At 71.1% G+C, this 15,959-nt stretch carries 11 protein-coding genes; 4 read left to right on the top strand and 7 right to left on the bottom strand.

Annotated features, from left to right (window positions below; genetic code table 11):
* Positions 1–2: 2 nt before the first annotated feature.
* The 6 genes from MYF83_RS36675 to MYF83_RS36700 form a co-directional block, all read right to left on the bottom strand.
* Complete coding sequence (locus MYF83_RS36675; protein WP_248965406.1) at positions 3–5,792, bottom strand: type I polyketide synthase; 5,790 nt, start codon at positions 5,790–5,792, stop codon at positions 3–5.
* Positions 5,789–6,781: an enediyne biosynthesis protein gene (locus MYF83_RS36680; protein ID WP_248965407.1), complete on the bottom strand. Its 993-nt coding sequence runs from the start codon at positions 6,779–6,781 to the stop codon at positions 5,789–5,791. Before MYF83_RS36680 ends, MYF83_RS36675 begins: the two co-directional genes overlap by 4 nt.
* A gap of 5 nt (positions 6,782–6,786) precedes the next feature.
* The gene (locus MYF83_RS36685; protein WP_248965408.1) at positions 6,787–8,754 is read right to left on the bottom strand and encodes a CRTAC1 family protein; all 1,968 of its coding nucleotides are present in this window, start codon (positions 8,752–8,754) and stop codon (positions 6,787–6,789) included.
* Entirely contained in the window at positions 8,751–9,731 is a 981-nt protein-coding gene (locus tag MYF83_RS36690; protein WP_248965409.1) for a DUF1702 family protein, read from the bottom strand. Before MYF83_RS36690 ends, MYF83_RS36685 begins: the two co-directional genes overlap by 4 nt.
* A gap of 208 nt (positions 9,732–9,939) precedes the next feature.
* Positions 9,940–10,935, bottom strand: coding sequence for a DUF1702 family protein (locus MYF83_RS36695; protein ID WP_248965410.1), 996 nt, complete (start codon positions 10,933–10,935; stop codon positions 9,940–9,942).
* A gap of 212 nt (positions 10,936–11,147) precedes the next feature.
* Complete coding sequence (locus MYF83_RS36700) at positions 11,148–11,384, bottom strand: acyl-CoA carboxylase subunit epsilon (protein ID WP_248965411.1); 237 nt, start codon at positions 11,382–11,384, stop codon at positions 11,148–11,150.
* 209 nt (positions 11,385–11,593) lie between these two features.
* On the opposite strand from MYF83_RS36700, the gene MYF83_RS36705 reads away from it, so the two are divergent.
* Positions 11,594–12,313 carry a carboxymuconolactone decarboxylase family protein gene (locus tag MYF83_RS36705; protein WP_248965412.1) on the top strand — a complete coding sequence of 240 codons (720 nt, stop codon included), beginning with the start codon at positions 11,594–11,596 and terminating at the stop codon, positions 12,311–12,313.
* Positions 12,314–12,426: 113 nt separating this feature from the next.
* Here the strand turns inward: MYF83_RS36705 and MYF83_RS36710 are convergent, their stop codons facing one another.
* Positions 12,427–12,822: a nuclear transport factor 2 family protein gene (locus MYF83_RS36710; protein WP_248965413.1), complete on the bottom strand. Its 396-nt coding sequence runs from the start codon at positions 12,820–12,822 to the stop codon at positions 12,427–12,429.
* Between the two features lie 288 nt (positions 12,823–13,110).
* On the opposite strand from MYF83_RS36710, the gene MYF83_RS36715 reads away from it, so the two are divergent.
* The 3 genes from MYF83_RS36715 to MYF83_RS36725 form a co-directional block, all read left to right on the top strand.
* The gene (locus tag MYF83_RS36715) at positions 13,111–13,671 is read left to right on the top strand and encodes a carboxymuconolactone decarboxylase family protein (RefSeq protein ID WP_248965414.1); all 561 of its coding nucleotides are present in this window, start codon (positions 13,111–13,113) and stop codon (positions 13,669–13,671) included.
* 116 nt (positions 13,672–13,787) lie between these two features.
* Positions 13,788–14,351 carry a hypothetical protein gene (locus tag MYF83_RS36720; protein ID WP_248965415.1) on the top strand — a complete coding sequence of 188 codons (564 nt, stop codon included), beginning with the start codon at positions 13,788–13,790 and terminating at the stop codon, positions 14,349–14,351.
* A 4-nt stretch (positions 14,352–14,355) separates the two neighbouring features.
* On the top strand, positions 14,356–15,959 hold a 1,604-nt coding region (locus MYF83_RS36725), incomplete at its 3' end, for an NAD(P)-binding domain-containing protein (RefSeq protein ID WP_248965416.1).

Genomic DNA, 15,959 nt, shown 5'->3' on the forward strand with positions numbered 1-15,959 from the left:
GGCTAGGACCGCCCTTCCGTGAGGACCGCGAACACGACCGGGCCGGGGGCGTCCCGGAGGGCCGTGACGAGCGTGGAGACCCGCACGCCGTCCGAGGAGAGGACGGCCCACGCGTCCCGCCGCGCGGGGTTGAGGGTGAGGGACGCGCTCGGCTGGTGACCGGCGCTTCGCAGGGCCCGGACGGCGGCCAGCACCCGCGTCGCCGCGGTGTCGAGGCCTTCGCCCGTCTCGGTGGCGATCCGCTCGGCGAGCGGCGCGTGCGTGCCGAGCAGGTCGGCCCACTCCGCGGCGGTCCGCTCGGCGACCGGCTCGACGCCGGAGCCGACCGGGCCCGCGGCGACGACGCACAGGGTGACCCCGGCCCCGTGGGACGCCGAGACCGTACGGCCGCCGTCGATCTCCAGCCGCCCTTCGGCGTCCTGCCGGACCTCGACCGGGTGACCGGCGGCGCGCCCGGCGGCCACGGCCGTGCGGGCCTCCCGCTCGGCCGCGGTGCCGGAGCCGCCCGGGGCAAAGGGCTCGACGGCGACGGCCACCCGGGCGCCGGTCAGGTCCTCGAGCGTGCGCTCCAGGTATGACCCGAGCAGCGGGGCGACCCACGGGCCCCTGCCGTCCTTCTTGCGCACCGCCTGCAGGCGGAGGCCTTCCCACCGCTCGACGACCTCGCCGGCGGCGGTGCGCACGGCGATGTCGTAGATGTAGGTGTCGCCCTCGTGGAACCGCTCGGTGGCGCAATAGCGCAGCACCCCCGCGTCGGCGAGCGCCGCGCCGCCGGGGTACACCCGCTCGATCCCGACCGGCAGCAGTGTGGCGTCCGGCACGCAGACCTGGTTGCCGTGCATGAGCGCGTCGCGCATGCCCGGGTCGCCGAGCAGCAGCTCGCCGGACAGGAAGCCGGCGAACCAGTCCCTGGCGTCCACGGCGGCCACGTCGGCGTCGACGTGCCGCGCGGCGGCCCTGTGGTAGCGGCGCAGGCGGTGGAACCGCCCGCCCTGGAACAGCACGTCGCCGTACATCTCGCTCGGCGGGTCCAGCGGGACGGCCGGCAGGCCCTCGCCGATCTGGTCCGGCGGCCCGGCGGGGACGCCGTCCTCGGTGTAGCGCAGCCGCGCGCGGAAGTGCTCCACCTCGAACCCGGTCTCGGCGCTGCGGATGGCCACCTCCACCGTGTCGTCGTCGGTGACGGCCGCGGCGACGCGGATGGTGGTGCTGCCCTCCGGCGGCACGATGATCGGCCGCAGGAACTCGGCCTCCTCGATGACCGGCGCCGCGTCCCGCCCGGTGGCCGCGGCGGCCACCTGGGCCATGGCCTCCATGCCGAACACCGCCGGGAACAGCAGGTTGCCGTCCAGGAGGTGGTCGGCGAGGTAGAGGTCGGTGCCGGCGTTCATCTCGGCCTCGGCGACGAGCTCGACGCCGTGGTAGTGGATCAGCGGCTTGTCGACGAACCGCAGCAGCGGCAGCGCCGGCAGGTCGTAGCGGACGGTGTCGATGCCCTCGGTACGCCCGCTGATCACGACAACGGTGGGCGCGTCGGGGTCGGCGACGAGCCGCCGCATGATCCCCACCCCCTGCTCGGGGGAGATCGGCGTGATGCCCTTGCGAGCGAGGCCCTCGACGACCGAGAGCCGCTCGCCCATGCCGACGTCGGACCAGACCGACCATTCCATGCAGATGGCGCGGCATCCGGGGTTGGCCTCGCCCACCTCGCAGGTGAGGCTCGCCAGCCAGTCGTTGGCGGTGGAGTAGTGCGCCTCGCCGTGCAGGCCGGCGCGGCCGATGATGCTGCCGAAGGTCACCAGCAGGCGCAGGCGACCGGGTTCGACGGCGTCGAGCACGTTGCGCAGGCCGTCGATCTTCGGAGCGAACGTGCGCCGGAACGCGGCCATGTCCAGGCCGGTCAGCCCGCTCGGCTCGTTGCGGCCGGCGCCGTGCAGCACCGCCGTGACCGGCCCGAGGGCCGCCTCCAGCTCGGCGACCCCGGCGCGCACCTGCGCGGGGTCGGTGACGTCGGCCCGCGCGTAGTGGACCGTGACGCCGGAGCCGGCCATCCTGCGCAGGTTGTCGGCGAGCTCGGCGTCGGCGGCGGGGTCGGAGCGGCCGAGGACGGCGAGCTTCGCCCCGCTGTCGGCGGCCACCGCGAGCGCGCACTCGGCGGTGATGCCCTTGCCTCCGCCGGTCACCAGCAGCACGTCGGTCCCGTCCAGCGGCTGGACGGTACGCGCCGGCCGTACGGGCATGGCCCGCAGCGTCGGCACCCGCCGCACACCCTCGGCGTCGTAGAACGCCTCGGCGAACTTGGTGGTCGAGGCCACCTCCGCCACCACCCAGGCGACCGCCTCGGGCGCCGCCGGGACGTGGACGATGGTGGTGCGCAGGTGCGGGGCCTCCAGCTGCAGCGTCTTGGCCAGGCCGGCGGCGCCGCGGTCGTGCTGCACCACGACGAACCGGGTGCCCGCCGCGCCGGCGATGGCCGACTTCGCGCCGAGCAGCGCCTGCTCCAGGTGCTCTTCCGCGCAGTCCGGCGGCAGGACCACCAGGACGCCGGAACCGACCTTCCCGCGTTCGAGCGCCTCGCGCAGTGGCCCGGCGAGCGGGGAGTCCCCGGCCGCGTACAGCTGCCATTGGCCGTTCTCCTGCGGCGAGGTGCGGGCCGGCAGGGGCAGCGCGTCGAGGTCGACGGCGAACGGCCGTGCCCAGGACGCCGCTCCGGCGACCACGGACAGCGGAGCCGCCTCGGCGGACCCGGCGTTCGCGGCCAGCGCGTCGAGCGCCTCGGACAGCTCGCGCAGGCTCGCCGTGGCGAGGTTGGTCGGCGCCTGGGACGCGGGCACGCCCAGCCGCTGGGTGGCCTGGTCGATGATGTGCATCACCGTGACCGAGCTGAGGTGCAGCTCGTCCAGCGGCCTGCTGTCCGCGCCGACCATCTCCAGCGGCAGCTCGGCGCGCTCGGCGGCGAGGCGGCGCAGCAGGTCGATGCTGGACTCGCCCGCCTCCCCCACCGGCTGCGGCGCCTCGGCGGCGACGGGCGCCGCGGCCTGGGCGGACCGCTGGACGGTGCCGCGGATCTGCACCTGCGGCGCCTGCTCCACCGGGCTCTGGAAGAAGGTGAACTCGGCGCCGACCTCAAGCGGCCGGACGAGCCGGCCGTGGAACAGCTCGTCGTGGACGATCGGCACGCCGGCGACGTAGGCCGCGCCGGCCACCCTGAGCAGGCCGGCCAGCGACTCGTCGTCGCTGTCCAGCGCGACGGCGGGCACGTCGGTCACCGACGCGGCGAGCCCGCTGAGCACCCGGCCGGGGCCGACCTCGACGAGCAGGTCCATGTCCTTGGCCGCCGCCTCGACGGCCTGGGTGAACAGGACGGGCGCGGTGATCTGGGTCCGCAGCAGCGCGCGGACGTCGGTGTCCGGCGTCAGCGTCTCCCCGGTCACCGTGGAGACGATCGGCCGCGCGACCGGGCCGAAGTCCTCCTCGGCCAGGTAGGCGTCGAGGGCCTCGGCCGCCGGCGCCACCAGCGGCGAGTGGAACGCGTGGGACACCGCGAGCTGCGTCCACTTGAGCCCCGCGTCGGCGGCCTTGCGGCCGAACGCCTGGATCGCGTCGACGGGACCGGCGACGACCGTCTGGTCGGGCCCGTTGTACCCGGCGATGACGACGGGCAGGTCGCCGGCCAGCTCGGTCACCGTGTCCGGCGTCGCGCGGACGCCGGCCATGGTGCCCGACGCGCTGTGCTCGGTCATGGCCTTGCCCCGGAAGCCCGCCACGCGCAGCAGGGCCTCCTCGTCCAGCGCGCCGGCCCAGTGCAGCGCCGAGATCTCGCCCAGGCTGTGGCCGACCGCGACGTCCGCCTCCACACCGATCATGGACAGGGCGCGGAGCCCGGCCATCGACCCGGTGACGATGCGCGGCTGGGCGACGGCGGTCGCCACCATGTCGCCGCTGGTGGGCAGGTCCGCCTGCACGTAGAGCTCATCGACCTCGGGGAAGCGCCGGCGCAGCGCGCCGCCGCTGGTTCCCCGGCCCGATCCCTGACCAGGAAACAGGAAGCCGACCCGGCCCGGCCCGTCCGCGTGGCCGTAGAACGCGCGGCCGTCCGGGGCGAACAGCCGCGTCTCGCCGGCGTCCAGGGCCTCCAGCACGCCCCGCAGCCGCCGCTCGGCGTCCTCGGGCGAGGAGGCCACCACGGCGGCGCGGTACGGCAGGTCGCGCAGGTCGCGCTGCAACGTGGCGGCGAGATCGGCGAGCTGGGCGTACGACACCTTGATCACGAAGTCGGCCAGCTCGGCGATCCGCTCGCGCAGCGCCTGCGGGGACCCCGCGTCGACGAGCAGCAGCTCGGCGTCCTGGAGCGAGGAGGCCAGCGTCTTGGTGCGCGTCGAGAGCGGCGCGCGCCGGCGTGGGCCGGTCTTCTCCAGCACGACGTGGGTGTTGATGCCGCCGAACCCCATCGCCGTGATGCCGGCGCGCACCGGTGCGCCGGCCGGCCACGGCTCGGCCTTGCGCAGCGCGCGCAGCGTGGCCGAGTCGCGGGCCAGGACGTCGTGCGGTTCGACGCAGCCGATGGCCGGCGGCAGCACCTGCTCGTGCACCGCCATCGCGGCCTTGATCAGGCCGGCGACCCCGGCGGCGGCCTTGGCGTGCCCGATCATCCCCTTGATGGAGGTGACCGCCGCGCGCGTGGCCGAGGAGTCGGCCTCGGCTCTGGCCTCCGACAGCGCCGTCAGCTCGGTGGCGTCGCCGACCGCGGTGCCGGTGCCGTGGCCTTCGAACAGCTCCACGGTCTCGATGCCGAAACCGGCCCGGTCGTAGGCGCGCTTGAGCGCGAGCTTGTAGCCGCTGACCTCCGGCCGGGTCATGCCGCCCTTGCCGTCGGAGGAGATGCCCCAGCCGGCGATGGTGGCGTACACGCGGCGGCGGGCCTTGACGGCCTCGTCCTCGCGCATCAGCACGATCATGCCGCAGCCCTCGCCCGGCCAGAAGCCGTTGGAGTGCCGGTCGTACAGCCGGAAGTCGCCCTTGGCCAGGGCGCCGGTCTTGGCGAAGCCGATGATCTCGAACGGGTCGATGGACAGGTCGACGCCGCCCGCGAGCGCGACGTCGATGTCCCCGTCCAGGAGCGCCTTGCACGCCGTCGTGACCGACAGCAGCGAGGAGGAGCACGCCCCGTCGACGGTGTAGCCGCCGCCGTTGAGGTCGAAATAGTTGCAGATGCGCCCGGCGATCGTGTTGGACAGGCCACCCGCGAGGGTGTCCTCGTCGATCTCAGGGAATGGGCTCTTGTAGGTGGCCTCCAAGTCGGCGAGGAACGTGGCCAGCCGGTCGTCGTCCCAGCCCTGGTCCTGCAGCACCGCGGCGACCGTGCGGCGCACGTACGGCCAGCGCAGGCGCATCACGTTGGCGCGGGTGAACTCGCCGGTCAGGGTGTTGCCGACGACCACGCCGGTGCGCTCCCGGGGCAGGCCCTCCGCCGCGGGGAAACCCGCGTCCGCCAGCGCCAGGGCCGCCATGTCGAGGGCGAGCCAGTGCGTCAGGTCGGTCGAGCGGTACGTGCTGCCGCCGATCTTGTATCCGACGCGGTCGAACTCGTAGCCCTCGATGACTCCGGCCGTGCGCGCGTAGAAGGTGTCCGGGTGCGCCGGGTCGGCGTTCCAGTAGTCCTCCAGTCGCATGCGCACGTCGGGCAGCCTGCGGAAGGCGCGGCGACCGGCGATGGCGTTCTCCCAGAGCTCTCTGGGCGACGTGGCGTCCGGATATCGGCACGCCATGCCGACGATCGCGATCCTGGTCATACGTTCGCGACCTCTTTCCCTGAAGCCGCGGCCGGCACCTGGTCGACCGGGAACTCGGCCACCGCCTTGAGCGCCGCCTGCGCCTCACGCTGCTCGCGCGCCTTGTTGACGAAGTGCAGCGCCCAGAAGAACCCGCCGCGGATGGCACAGACGCCGGCGGTGGCGAAGAACAGGGCGTAGGAGATGTGCACGGCGGTCAGCAGCCCGTACAACAGGGCGATGCCGCCGCCGAAGGCCACCTGGGAGGCGGGCCTGGAGGGGCTCGTTCCCGGGTCGGTGACCATGTAGTTGCTGAAGAGCACGAACGCGACGCCGGTCATCATCCCGAGCGCGGCGGGGATGGAGGTGTCGAAGAAGACGCCGCGCACGATGGCCTGGAGCGCGAAGACGCCCACCCAGCCGGCGATCAGCGGCATCCGGTTCGTGAGCTTCCCGTTGAGCATCGTGCCGCCGATGATGATGATGCCGGGGATGATCCAGTCGAACCAGGTGTCGGTGTGCTCGGTGAAGTGGTACGGCGGGGCGATGCTGGCCCAGGGAAAGACCAGCAGGATGACCCCGATGCCGAAGTTCGACGGGTTCATGTAGTGCCGCATCCGGCCCTTGACCGGTGCTCGCAGCACCCACTTGGCGCCGACGGCGACGACAACGCCGAAGAGCAGGACCCAGATCTGGTCGTTGACGTAGATCAGCATGTTCATCGCGAGGCTGGTGATGTGCGCCGGGTACAGGAACTGCACCAGGCCCTTGAATCCGCCGCCCGCGTAGCGCGGCGCGCGTCCCTCCACCCGGGCGCCGATGTACTCAAGGCCGATCTCGGTGGAGTAGCCGGTGGCCAGCGCGATGAAGGGCCAGAGCCACGGCTGCTCGAAGCCGAGGACGGTGTAGCCCAAGATGTTGAAGACCGTAATCGAGATCGCGAAGTTGCGCAGAGCCGTGATGACCTTCGGGTCATGGCGCGGCGGCGCGCTCGGCTTCTTCTCAGACATGTCGATCACTTCTCCTTGGCCTGCTGGCCGAGCGTCAGCGAGTGCCGGCCCGTGGTGAGCTGTAGATCCTGGTCGTGCACCTGTCCCGTGCGGTCACGCCAGCGGATGTGCGTCTTCACCGGCCCGGTGACGTTCTGGCCGAGGCCGATGTGGACGTCGGTGGAGCGCCGGCCGGAGTGGCCGCTGCTGCCGTCGACGCGGCCGATGAACGTGCGCCCGTCGGCGGTGGTGACCGTGACCTGGGCGCCGGTGACCGGCGAGCCGGCCGCGGGCAGCGTCCCGGGGGACGGGGCGGCGTCGCGGGTCAGCTTCAGGTCGAGGTAGGCGCCGGTCTGCGGGCTCTGGTTCTGGTAGAAGACCGGGGCGTCCCACTGGCGGGCGACGGCGAAGTCCAGGCGGCCGTCCCCGTCGGAGTCACCGGTGGCGATGCCGCGCGTCGGCACCGGGATGGCCAGCCCGAGCTCGTGGGCCAGGTCGACGTAGCGGCCCGTCGGGCCCTTCACGAAGAAGTGCAGCGTCTGGTTGCCGCCGATGTCGTCACCGGCGCGCGCGTTCGGCCACCAGAACGGGTTCTGCAGCAGCTGGTCGTTGGCGGTGGCGAGCTCCTGGAGCTGCGGCCAGCGGTCGGTCTGCCCCTTCACGAACCCGGTCGCCTGGGCGATCTGGGATTCTCCGCTGTTGTTGAAGTCCTCGATCTTGATGTCCCAGCCCCAGCCGGACCACGCCGTGCCGGAGGTGCCGCTCACGTCCTTGAACGGGGCCTCGCCGGCGCGCAGCTTGGCGGTCAGGTCGGCCTTGTCGCTCGCCGTGGACATGTACTGGAAGTTGCTCTCCTCGATGCCCCACGAGGTGGTGATGTTGCTGACGAACATGTCGTACAGGCCGTCGTGGTTCAGGTCGCCGAAGTCCACGCCCATGCCCTTGAAGGAGTCGTTGCCGACCGTCTTGGACTTGGGGATGATCGGCGAGCGCACGCCCTCGACCGGCGACAGCTTGATGTGCCCGGGCGTGGAGCGGTTGTAGAACATCCGGTCAGGACCGAAGTCGTTGGCCAGGTACAGCTCGGGAAGCTGGTCGCCGTCCAGGTCGTTGGCGGCGGCGCCGAGCTCCCAGCCCTTCGAGGCCACCTCCGACAGGACGTTGTCGAGCTTCTGGTAGCTGACCGACGGCGTCGCACCCGTGGCGGACCCGGTCCAGCGGAAGAAGTAGTCCTCGCCGCCGTTGTGGCCGTCGGACATCGAGTGGTTCATGTGCACGCCGCCGCTGACCGTGGGGTCGAGGACGGGGCTGTCGGCGAAGTAGTTGCCGATGAAGATGTCGTCGTGCCCGTCGCCGTCGAAGTCGGCGACGGTGGCGGTGTTGGTGTTCCACTGCGGCCCGGTGTACTCGCCGTTCGCCGAGTTGGCGCCGGGCACCAGTTCGGTCGCCTGGTAGGCGCCGGCGTCCAGCCTGGTCGCGCCCGGCTTGGCCAGGTACACGATCGGCGTGCGGCCCCACATGTAGACCAGCAGGTCGATGCGGCCGTCCTCGTTGTAGTCACCGGGGACGCATCCCATGGGCGCCATGTGGTCGTTCATCGGCAGCGCGCCGGGGTTCAGCGCGAACGGCGCGTACCTGGCGCCGGCGGCGCCGGGGGTCGGCGTCACCACGGCCTGGTCGATGCGCGTGTCCACGATGCACAGGTCGTTGGACAGCCCGTCACCGTCGAGGTCGTTCATCGCGATGGCCGCGCCGACCGAGGAGATCCAGGCGTCGATGTGCGTGTAGTCCTTGTTCACCTTGCGGATCGTCTGCTGGGTGTAGCCACTGGGCAGCGCGATGGACAGGGGCTTGAACGAGAACTTGCTCGCGATGGTCGCCGTCTCGGCCACGGAGTACGAGGGCAGACGGGCGATCAAGAAGACCGTCGCGACCAGCACGAGAGCGACGATTCCCGGTAGCTGCCTGCGCAGCCAGCCAAGGGTCGCAGTCACGGGCTAACACCTCCAAGAGAGACAAATTGGTCGGCGATGCGCTGCCGCCACACCTCATAGGCCGGCACATCACCCTGGAAAGGCTGCTCGGGACGGGCTTCGTTGCTGATCCGCGCCGCCTGTTCCGGCGTCACGCCGCAGAACACCCGTGTCGCGATCTCGGTGGCGGGCACCACCAGCCCCGGCCGCACCCGCGCCTCGGCGGCGAACGCGGACCCCTGGGCGAGCTGGGGCCGGTACGGGCCCGCCAGCTCCCAGAACCGGCGCAGCTCGTCCTCCTCGGCGCCGCAGGCGTAGGTCGCGGCCAGCCCGGCGCCGGCGTACAGGTCGCCTCGCCGCGACTCGGGGAACCGGCCGATCATCGTGGCGACCAGCTCCACGTCGGTGCCTCCGACGAACCACATGGCCCGGCCGATGCCCTGGTCGATGACACGGTTGGCGTACCCCGGCGGGCCGCCGGCCGGCCACGGGAAGCGGGGGTCCTGGTACTGCCCGTGCACGTACTGTTCCGTGCGGAAGTAGGCCTGGTGGAAGCCGTATCCGTCGAGCGCGAGCCACCGCAGCAGCGGGTCGGGTGCGTGGATCTTCGACCACAGCATCCGGGGCAGCCGCGCCATGGCCCAGCCGATGCCGACGTAGATCAGGTAGATCTGCCCGTCGCCCCGCCCGGCCAGGCAGCCGGCCACCTTGGGCCCGATCGACAGCGGCGTCGCGTCGAGGATGGCGAAGGCCATGCCCGCGCCCTCGTAGGCGAACCCGCGGAACCGCCTCGGGATCTGCTCCAGGCGCTCCTCGGCCTCGGCGGGAGTACGCGCCTCCGCCGCGTAGGCGTAACCGGTGAGAAACGTTTCGCCGACCGTTTCCAGCAGATCACGGGCTTCCGGGCTTTTCACCTGGAAACCACGCGTCGCGAGTCTCGTCTCCGAGACGTCGGGTGTGATAATACGGCGTCTCAGTGACCTCAGAAGGCTGGCCAATTGCCTCTCCCTCCCCCGGGGGTTTCCCTGCTCCGTGGGATAATCTTTTGTAAAAATGTACTCATATGGGCCGACTTCCGGTCCACTTCAAACGTGCTCATCCGCCCGAGGTCCGATTCCTTTTCCGGGCATGACGAAAAGACCACCCGGCCGGAAAAAGGAAATCCCACCGCCCGCGCGATCGTCTTTCGGCCCCGTGACGGCGCCGTCAGCCGGGAATGCGGTCCCCGGAGGCGGCGAAATGCGTCCGGACCGCGCGCCGCCACAGCTCGTACGCCGGGAGCGCGCCGGACCCGCCGGCCGCCACGGCGGTGGCGTCGGCGAGCGCGACCGCGCCGTCGATGGACAGGTCGGCCAGCGCCCCGGTGGCCACCTCCGTGTGCTCGGGCACGAAGCCCGAGAAGCTCCGCGCCTTGGCGGCGAACACCACGCCCTGCGCCAGTTCGGGCCGGTGCTCGCCGGCCGCCTCGCGCAGCGCGGCCAGCCCTTCGGCGGTGGAGCCGCCGGCGAAGGTGGCGGCCAGGCCCACGCCGCTCCACAGGTCGGCCTGCCGGTGCGAGGCGAAGCCGCCCACCCGCGCGGCGATGCCCGGCACGTGCCCGCCGTGGATGAACCACAGCGCCCGGCCGATGCCCTGGTCGACCGCCCGCAGGAAGTAGCCGGGAGAGCCCTCCCACGCGTAGGGCGACGGGACCCGCTGCTCGTCGACCCAGCGACGGGTGTCGAAGTAGGCGCGGTCGAACCCGTACCCGTCCACCGCCAGCCAGCTCATGGTGGGGTAGTACGCCGAGCCGGTCAGGTCGGGCATGACCTTCTTCCACAGCGGCCGGGGCAGGCGCGCCATGGCGAAACCGATGCCGATATAGGTGAGGAAGATGTGCGGCTGCCCGGGCCCGAGCAGCAGGTCGCGGGTGCGGTGGCCGCGCCCGCCCGCCATCGCGTCGAGCACGGTGAACGCCATCGTCGCGCCCTCATAGGCGAATCCGCGCAATTCCTGCTCGACCATGCTCAGGCGGCGCTCGACCTCCCACTGGTCGCGCGCGTCGATTCCCCACTCGAATCCACAGATCACCGCCTGCGGAATCGCTTCCAGCCGCCGGGTCGCCTCCGAAGGGATGGCCGGAAAGCCGCGCACGCCGAAAGTCACATCCGTCAGCGATGGAGTCAGCATGAGCCTGCGCAGTGAACCCAACAGGGTGGACATAATGCTCCTCGTCTTCGCCATCAGCCGATGACGGTTCCACACACCAGCTGGACCATTTCATGGTGATATGCCGGATAGTTACGGCACATCTCCCTGATTGCGAAGCTCAGTGATGATCGGTAATGGTCCGTCTTACCGGCGCGGACGATCAGCCCTCGACATGAATGAAGCCCCCGCGCCGGCGGGGGCTCGAGCTCGCGGGCGGGGAGCCGTCAGCCGGCCCAGCCGCTGACGCGCCAGGCCGCCGGGTTGGAACTGGGCGCGGACGGCTTGCGCATCGTGCGGGAGCCGTCCAGCCAGGCGGACGCGTCGGCCTCCGCCTGCGCCGCCGAGGAGGCGCGGGCGCTCAGGACGGCGATCAGCGCGGCCAGTTCCTCAGGAGTGGGATTGCCGCGTACGACCCTCAGATACAACTCGTCCGCCACGTCGCCCCTCCAGATCGGCACCACCCGTTCTCCGAGCGTCACCTCCGGGCATCGGACGGAGCAACTTCTCGAATGCGCACCTGCCCGCGATCACCCCAGTCAAGGGGAGAAATTGGCAGGAAACGGATTCCTGACGGCATTTTGCTGACTCCCATTCCCCTGTTCCGCGGGATGGCGCCGAGCGCAGAGTTGGTCGTGCGAGATCAGTTGACAGCCGAAAGAAGGGTTATGAAATGACTAACGCAGTGGCCTTACCGGTCCGCTCGAATGTCACCGTCGACGTGTCGACCCTGCCCGACACCGCCGGCCTCTCGTGCGGGCTGGAGTGGCCGGCGCGGCCCCCACTGGTGCCGCTGGGCGGCCAGAGCCCCTCCGCGCCGCACATCGCCCTGAACTCCACCGAGCCGGGAATCCGCGGCCTGTTCCGCTACCGCCCGGATACCGCGCTCCCTTTGAACGCGCTTTCGGAGGTGCTGCTGTGCGGCCCGAGCACGCTGAGCCGGGGGGAACGCGAGCTCATCGCGGCCTACGTGTCGGCGCTGAACCAGTGCCGGTTCTGCTTCTACACCCACGCGGCGTTCGCGGCCGTGCGCTCACCCGACGGGATGTCGCTGGTGGAACAGGTCTGCGCTGACCTGTCGACGGCGCCGGTCTCCGACAAACTGCGAGCGCTGCTGGCCATCGCAGCGGCGGTGCAGCAGAGCGGCAAGGCGGTGTCCGAGCAGCACGTGAACTCCGCCCGCGCGGCCGGCGCCTCGGACATGGAGATCCACGACACCGTGCTCATCGCGGCGGCGTTCTGCATGTACAACCGCTACGTCGACGGGCTGTCCACGTTCGCCCCGGACGATCCGGGCGTCTACGCGGCCCGGGCCAAGATGACCGGGGGCTACCTCGCGGTGTTCGCCGAGTCGCAGCGCGAGGACCACGCGCCGGAACCGGCGGCGTCCTGAGCCCGGCGGCCGGGGCCACGCGGAGCAGGTGGCAGGGCGGCCGGGGCCGCCCGGCCGCCGCCGACTCGCTCGGCGGAGACCGGGTGACCGCGGGAGAACCGTGTCGGGTTCGCTCAGGCGAAGAACTCGTCGATGACGTGCGTGTCGTAGGGGAAGCTCCAGCGCTCGGTGATCTTCCCGCCCGAGACGTGGAACACGTGCACGCCGCGCTCGTCCAGGTCCTTGCCGTCCCGGTCGCCGCGGATACGGAGCAGCACCGCCACGTGGCCGTCGTCGGCGAGGAAGGTGTCCGGGTCGTACCGCAGCGAGTTCCCCGTGTGCTCGGCGAGCTTGGCGAGGTATCCGAGCACGGAGTCCTTGCCGCTGTAGGTCCCCGCCAGCGGGCCACGGCCCGGTACGTGGAAGGAGACGTCCTCGGCGAGGAGGCTGTCGCGAATGTAGTCCAGATCGCCCTTGGCGATCGCGTCGTAAATCTCACGGACGGGGTTGACATTCGGGTGTTCGGACATGGACGGCCTCCTCATGATGGTGCGGATCGTTTTGGGGGCGACGGTGACGCTACGCCGGGCATTGCGGTCAAACAAGAGAGTGAGGACAGACTTACCGTATAGCCATGTGGATGAAACAACGCGATTAAAGGGGGGTCAGGGAAGGAATTAGGGGTGGCCGAAAAGAGCCATTGACAGCCGGGTGGTCATATGGCGAGCATGAACGTTTGTCGGACGTAATGAATCCCCGGGGCTGCGCGAAAGGCCTCCACTCCTTGACGGCTACTCCTTGACGGCGAGGGAGCGACCATGCCCCACATCACTCTCGACACGGACGAACCGGGTATCCGCGGCCTCTTCGGGTTCCGCCCGGAGACGGCACGCCCGCTCAACGAGCTGGTGGAGGTGCTGCTGCGCGGCGAGAGCACGCTGACGCGAGGCGAGCGCGAGCTGATCGCGGCGTACGTCTCGGCGCTCAACCACTGCCGCTACTGCTTCTCCTCGCACGCCGCCTACGCGGCGGCGCAGCTGCCGGAAGGCATGGAGCTGGTGGAGCAGGTCCGCGCCGACCTCGACGGGGCGCCGATCCCGCCCAAGCTGAGAGCCCTGCTGGGCATCGCCGGCGCCGTCCAGCGCGGCGGCCGCGAGGTCTCCGAGCAGCACGTGAACACCGCCCGCGCGGCCGGCGCAACCGACCTGGAGATCCACGACACCGTGCTCATCGCGGCGGCGTTCTGCATGTACAACCGCTACGTCGACGGCCTCGCGACGGTGGCCCCCGACGATCCGGCCCTGTACGCCGCCCGGGCGAAGCGCATCGTCGCCGACGGTTACCTGGCGCTGCTCGCCGAATCACAAGGTCGCTCTTGACGCCGGCGCCCACCGGCGCGCCGGCCGGAAGCATCCGACCCCTGCCGTGCGGAGCCCCGGCGCGCGACCCCCGCGCCGACGGCTCACAGAACCCGAACGATCGCGGAGGATCCCCCATGGCCAGCCAGTCGAGCGCGTTACCGCCCAGGGCCGCGCCGTTCACGTCGCTGAACACCGACCGCCACCGGCTCGGGCTGAACGTCTTCCTGGTGATCGTGCTGGCCCACTGGGCCGAGCACGTGGCGCAGGCCGTGCAGATCTACGCGCTGGGCTGGCCGATCCCCGAGGCGCGCGGCGTCCTCGGGCTGGCGTTCCCCTGGCTGGTGACCTCCGAGTGGATGCACTACGGCTACGCGCTGCTCATGCTGGCGGGGCTGATCGTGCTGCGGCGCGGGTTCACCGGGCGGGCCCGCACCTGGTGGAACATCTCGCTGGGCATCCAGGTGTGGCACCACCTGGAACACCTCCTGCTGCTGCTCCAGGCGCTGACCGGGAACAACCTGCTGGGCAGGCCGGTGCCGACGAGCGTGATCCAGCTCCTGGTGCCGCGCGTGGAGCTCCACCTGTTCTACAACGCGATCGTGTTCGCGCCCATGGTGGTGGCCATGTGGCTGCACCGCCGGCCCAATCCCGCCGAACGCGCGGCGATGACCTGCCGCTGCGCGATCGCCCCGGCCTGAGCCGATGACGTCCACGGAACACCGCGACCACGTCCACCGCTACCTGATCGTCGGGGCCGGGCCCGCCGGCCTGCAGCTCAGCTACTTCCTGCAGCGCGGCGGCGCCGACTACCTGACGCTGGAACGCGGGGACGCCCCCGGCGGCTTCTTCCGCCGCTACCCGCGCCACCGCAGGCTCATCTCACTGAACAAGGTGCACATCACCGACAAGGACCCGGAGATCGCGCTGCGCTGGGACTGGAACTCCCTGCTGAACGACTCGCCGGACCTGCTGTTCCCGCGGTACTCGCAGGAGTACTTCCCGAGCGCGGAGGACCTGCTCCGATACCTCGCCGACTTCCAGCGCGAGCACAAGCTGAACGTCCGCTTCTCCATGCCCGTCGACCACGTCGAGAAGGTGGACGGGGTCTTCGTGGCCCACGCCGGAGACGAGGTGTTCCGCGCCGAGTGCCTGATCATGGCCACCGGCTGGGGCGGCCCGTACGTTCCCGACATTCCCGGCATCGAGCTGGCCGTCGGGTACGAGGACGTCTCGATCAACGGAGAGGACTACACCGGGCAGCAGGTCCTCATCATCGGCAAGGGCAACGCGGCGTTCGAGACCGCCCAGGCCATGCTCGGCCACGCCGCCGTCATCCACCTGGCCAGCCCGAGCCCCGTCAAGCTCGCCTGGACCAGCAAGCACCCCGGCCACGTGCGCGGCCAGTACGGCGCCTTCCTCGACAGCTACTGGTTCAAGACGCTGCACGGCGTCCTGGAATGCCAGGTCGACCGGCTCTGGCGCGAAGGCGACCGGTACAAGGCCGCCATCACCTACACCCTGGCCGAGGGCGAGCAAGCCCTGCTGGAGTACGACGCGGTGGTGCGCTGCACCGGCTTCACCATGGACACCACCCTCTTCGGCACCTCCTGCCGGCCCGAACTCGCCCCCAACGGCCGCATCCCGGCGATCCGCCCCGACTTCCAGTCGGTGAACGTCGACGGCCTCTACTTCGCCGGCACGCTGATGCAGGCCCGCGACTTCAAGCGCGCCTCCTCCGCCTTCATCGACGGCTTCCGCTACAACCTGCGCACCCTGGCCACCCTGCTCGCCGAACGGTACGAGGGGACCCCGCTCGACCGGCAGGTCCTGCCCGCCGACCCCGACCGGCTGACCGAGACCATCCTCGACCGGGTCAACCACAGCTCGGCGCTATGGACCCAGTTCGAGTACCTGTGCGACGTCTACGTGGTCGAAGAGCCCTCCGGACACCTCACCCACTCCGGGAACCCCGCCGAGGACCGGCCGGCGCGCCACATCGTCCACCACGCGGACCTGCCTGAGGACTACGCGGTCGAACGGTTCGCCGGGCACTCCTTGTACTTCACGGTCACCCTGCGGTGGGGGCGCGACCGCTACGACGACGTGTTCGCCATCCAGCGGCATCCCACCCCCGACCGGGCGCACGAGAGCGCCTTCCTCCACCCGGTCGTCCGCGCCTGGCGTCACGGCGAGCAGATCGGCGAGCGCCACCTCCTGGAAGACCTCCTGGCCCAATGGCGCGACCCCGTTCGCCACCAAGCCCCCCTCAGAGCCTTCCTCACCCCCCATCTCCCGCCCCCGACCAC

The organism is Sphaerisporangium perillae (genome assembly GCF_023276435.1).
In the GTDB taxonomy this organism is placed as follows: domain Bacteria; phylum Actinomycetota; class Actinomycetes; order Streptosporangiales; family Streptosporangiaceae; genus Sphaerisporangium; species Sphaerisporangium perillae.

Coding starts and splice junctions, on each gene's coding strand:
- MYF83_RS36675 (WP_248965406.1), bottom strand. CDS start 5,792: ATGACCAGGATCGCGATCGTCGGCATGGCGTGCCGATATCCGGACGCC.
- MYF83_RS36680 (WP_248965407.1), bottom strand. CDS start 6,781: ATGTCTGAGAAGAAGCCGAGCGCGCCGCCGCGCCATGACCCGAAGGTC.
- MYF83_RS36695 (WP_248965410.1), bottom strand. CDS start 10,935: ATGTCCACCCTGTTGGGTTCACTGCGCAGGCTCATGCTGACTCCATCG.
- MYF83_RS36705 (WP_248965412.1), top strand. CDS start 11,594: ATGACTAACGCAGTGGCCTTACCGGTCCGCTCGAATGTCACCGTCGAC.
- MYF83_RS36710 (WP_248965413.1), bottom strand. CDS start 12,822: ATGTCCGAACACCCGAATGTCAACCCCGTCCGTGAGATTTACGACGCG.
- MYF83_RS36715 (WP_248965414.1), top strand. CDS start 13,111: ATGCCCCACATCACTCTCGACACGGACGAACCGGGTATCCGCGGCCTC.
- MYF83_RS36720 (WP_248965415.1), top strand. CDS start 13,788: ATGGCCAGCCAGTCGAGCGCGTTACCGCCCAGGGCCGCGCCGTTCACG.